Below are 4,181 nucleotides of genomic sequence, written 5' to 3'. Positions count from 1 at the left end.
TAAGTTGATACTTGACATCATATTAGAAATCCTGTTGATGAATAGCTTTTACAGAGTTGAAAGTCATGCGACTTTCAACTCTGTTTTTTTCATTGGTTTTGTTCTCATTTGCCGTAACTTAATACGTGAAATCATATGATGGTAATTACGGAATCCAAATGCTGTGCGTTGAATTTGTTTAATCATTCGATTCATGCCTTCGACTGGGCCATTCGTATAGTCCGATTCACTGGCGTTGAGTACAACCACTAAGTTCTTTTTGAACGTTTGAAACACTGCTTTCATGTAGGGACTTATATTTTGATTTGTATATAGATCTTCCACAAGCTTGTCTTTGTCTTGATTCTTAAGGTTTTCCATGATGCTTTGCATCGACTCGTACGATGCTTTAAGTTCTTCGTTAATTGTCAGTCCTTGTTCTACACGTTCTAGTTGTGTGAGTTGTTTTCGCAGGTGTCGGTCATAAAAGACATGTTCCTCATCTAGATTTCCGGCATACTTCAAATAAAGCCGCCAGGCGAACTTTAACGTGCGATATTCATAGGATCTTTTATTGTACTTTTTCATGGTTTGCACCCGAGTTTGATTAAAAGCTCGAGTCATCATTGCAACGATGTGAAAGCGGTCGATCACAATTTTTGCCTGCGGAAACATTGCCTTGGCAATGTCTTGATAGTAACTATTTAGATCTACGATAACTGTTTTGACACGTGCTCGAACACTTGCTGGAAATTGTTTAAAATAATCAGTAATACTTTGCTTGAATCGGTCTGGCAGAATTTGTTGAATTTCGTGCTCACCAGCGCCATTAATACAGATGAAATGGAGCCGACCACCAATTCCTCTAAATTCATCCATGGCGAGATGAACCGGTAGATAGTTAAGATTTCTGCGAAATAAGTCATCATAGTTGTCTAAGTAACGACAGACAGTGCTAGCTGATATGCCGGCATCGATCGCAATGCTAGCTTGAGTGCGGTCGTCTTGTAGACTCATAAACACTTTCTGACGCGTGGCTCGGGAGATACAACAGTACTTGTCTACCACATCAGAAGTAGCCATAAACGACGCTTTACAATTACGACAAATGACGCGTTCTTTATGGAGTTCTAAATAAACTGGTTCACTCGCATTCGCTGCCAGATAGGTCACGCGTGATACGTAGTGTCCATTATGACTTAGCTCGCAAAAGCCACAGTTAGCGCAATGTTTTTGGTCGAACTTAACCGTGGCTATATATACTTTTGCGCGCTTAGCTTTAATCACTTGATAGTTATATTTGTAAAAACTACATTTGGGTCTTTAATACTGAGCGCAAATTTTATATTATTATCTACAAGGTCCATAAGTTTTCACGTCCTTTAAAAAAGATGCTGTAGTGGGTGGATTTTTTAGGTGCGAGGCTTATGGGCCTTTTTTATTTTGCACTAAAAAATCCTGCTAATAGATTACCATGTTAAGTAGGCTATCAACAGGAAAAAGTATAGAACCGTTTAATTTCGAGATCCTCTTTTTGGTTTTAAAAATCATTTTAAATTTAAATTAGTGAATTTTTCGACGTTACCAACTGATTTTCCATTAACAACATAAGCTTTAAGACGAACTTTATCGCCAGCTTGGGTTAATAACGCTTTTTGAAAATCATCACCATCGGCTGTATAAACAGTGTTACTGCCGGATAGCGTAAAGAGTAAGACTTGATTACTGCCTTTAGTTGCCAGAACTGCCCGTGCGACGGTACCGGTAATTGTTTTAAGTTTTGTTCCTGCCGTATTGCCAGCACTAGCGCCACTATCAACCAAAGCCTGACGGAAATTGTCCACAGCTTCATTAGCATTATTTCCGGTGGCATGAACGGATTGATCAGCAGCATCAATATAATAGTAGCCCCGAAAAGCACTGGTACTATCCAAAATAGACAGTACCCAGGTTGGCTTGCCATTGATGTTATAAATGACGGGCATGGAAGACTTCCACTGTTGGGCCTTATAATTATTGTCCGCGTTGTTTCGAGCACCGTCAGAATCCATGATGCCGTGAGTTTTGTAATAAACTAGTTGACCAGTGCGCGCATTAATCATGGAATAACCTAAGGCACTATCTGCATCCGAGCGAGGATTAGTAAAATCGGTAAAATACTGAACATTTCCTTGCCGATCAAACGTGGAAATGACTTCACTATTTGTAGGGACTTGAATACCAGTTTTACTGAGATGCATATTTAACCAACCACGCTGATATTTTCCATAAGCTGTGTTCATGTAGTCAGCGACGTCAGAAGTAATCCCTTCATCAATCCACTTCGGCAAATTTTTCAAGGCGTACAGATTGGTTTTACCGGTGATTGCATTTACTGCAATAACATGCAATTTTGAGTAATTTATGCGATGACTTAAAGCCATAGATTTATAGGTGGTTTCGATATAGTAAGGTGTGCCATTTTCGTCTACTTCTAATTGTGGTTCACTGTTGTCGGCAACTAACCATTGTGGATAATCTTGATAAATATGCCGTTGCGCATTGTTATTAAAATAACTTGCGTTGGTATACTTCATCGATTTACGCACAAACTTGGGTTCGGCACTCACAGAAGTGGCGTCAATAATGAAATAACCTGGCGTACGTTGTTTGGCTGACATATATTTAAAAAAGCCATCAAATTCAACGGGAGCAATGTAAACGGGTTTGCCATGATAATACTGAGCCTGAATATCACCTAAATGAAAATACTGTGAATTTGGAACGTCACTCATGTTCTTATTCATGCGGTTTTTAACGGTTTTGGGCGACAGGGCTACAGGAGTGACACCCCGTTTAAAAGTAGGGGCTTCTTTACTAGAAATCTTTTTAGACTGGATACTTTTGGCAACTGGTTTTACAGAGAAAGCAGAATGGGCTTCTCCACCAGCCACGACGACTAATAAGATCACCAGTAAACCACCGGCAGCAAGCGTGGTGCGCAAAAAACTGGAATTAGTGTTTACCCGACACAGCAGGTAAAGTGCTAGTAAGATGGCAGCACCCCAGATTAAATTTGCGCCAAGTAGTGAAAGTGGATTACGAGAAGGCAACCAAGCATAGGTTTGAATGGCCTTTAAAATAAGTAGTATTACTAAAATCCAAAGGCCGTTAGTCACGACGGTACGGCGATCAGAGTGATCGGCAGTGACAATAAAACCGGCCCAGATAAGTAAAGGGGTTAAAAAACTAAGTAAAATTATATATACCATTGATACATACCTCCAAAGTTTGTTGATCAATAACGACACAACCTACGCTTAGGATCTCATATGTGAACGATTACGTCACTAGTTTTTAATAAACTTCTGAAATTAGAAGTTTGCTAATTGATGAATAGCTAGTATAATGAAGTTGTAAATAAAGCGCTTACATTATTAAAACTATTATACTACAAGCGAGGATGGAGGCTTACGATGATTAAATTTAAGTATAAACTCAGTTGGTTTATGTTAGTGAATATCTTTGTTGAAGTACTAACTGTGCTTTTTCTAGGGAAAAGTATGCAGACTCAGATTCCAACGTTAATTAACTTCTGGGGTCGACCGGTTTATTCCATTAATGTTGTGGCCGGTGATCAAATTAATTCACTGATTGCGATTCTGGTTGTTTTCTTTCTAGCTCAAGTCTTAATTGGTCTGGTAAGTTTGCATCTGTGTCGTAAAATTGTGAATGATTTTGAGTTTCGAATTCCAGCTTTTTTAGATTTTTTAAATATTAAATTATTTAATTTATCCTTAGCTGATGGTGTGGTTATTTGGCTCGCAATTCAATCTTGGACATTTGTGTTAATTGCGTTTGAGTTGTTAAATGCTGCTTCACTTTTGGCAGTTGCTTCTAATTTTGCATTTATTCTATTTATTGTGGGAACTGTAGCAGTAAACGTGGGAATGCATCGTAAACTTAGTTAATTTTTGGTGAATAGAGTTTAAGTAAGATTTGGGCTATGTCAGTAGTCTGAATCTTTTTTTCAGCATTAAAAAAAGATTTCTTACTACTGGTACACTTTTGGTTTTCATTTCCAATTGAGAAGGAGAATCAGCAGCATTAACAGAAATCCGATGATAAACATACTAACGGCCAATAAAATAATTCCTCCAAGTTTTTTCATAGTTACCTCTCTTTTCAATTCTGGATGTAAGCTGATTCCTGAGACAACTTTT

2 protein-coding genes and 1 pseudogene are annotated in these 4,181 nt (G+C 38.3%); 1 reads left to right on the top strand and 2 read right to left on the bottom strand.

Features of this window, described 5'->3' with window-relative positions; all coding sequences use genetic code 11:
- Positions 1-63: 63 nt before the first annotated feature.
- Both IV87_RS10670 and IV87_RS10665 read right to left on the bottom strand, forming a co-directional pair.
- A pseudogene (locus tag IV87_RS10670) lies at positions 64-1,346 on the bottom strand (ISL3 family transposase).
- Positions 1,347-1,526: 180 nt separating this feature from the next.
- Positions 1,527-3,230 (bottom strand): hypothetical protein, encoded by a 1,704-nt coding sequence (locus IV87_RS10665; RefSeq protein ID WP_057808112.1) that lies wholly within the window; start codon positions 3,228-3,230, stop codon positions 1,527-1,529.
- A 204-nt stretch (positions 3,231-3,434) separates the two neighbouring features.
- Here IV87_RS10665 and IV87_RS10660 point away from each other — a divergent pair, with 204 nt between their 5' ends.
- On the top strand, positions 3,435-3,929 hold the full coding sequence (locus tag IV87_RS10660) for a hypothetical protein (RefSeq protein WP_057808109.1): 495 nt from the start codon (positions 3,435-3,437) through the stop codon (positions 3,927-3,929).
- The last annotated feature ends 252 nt before the right edge of the window (positions 3,930-4,181 follow it).

The organism is Pediococcus ethanolidurans, from assembly GCF_001437405.1.
In the GTDB taxonomy this organism is placed as follows: domain Bacteria; phylum Bacillota; class Bacilli; order Lactobacillales; family Lactobacillaceae; genus Pediococcus; species Pediococcus ethanolidurans.
Note: the sequence above shows the minus strand (reverse complement) of the source record. Positions and strands in the feature narration are given on the sequence as shown.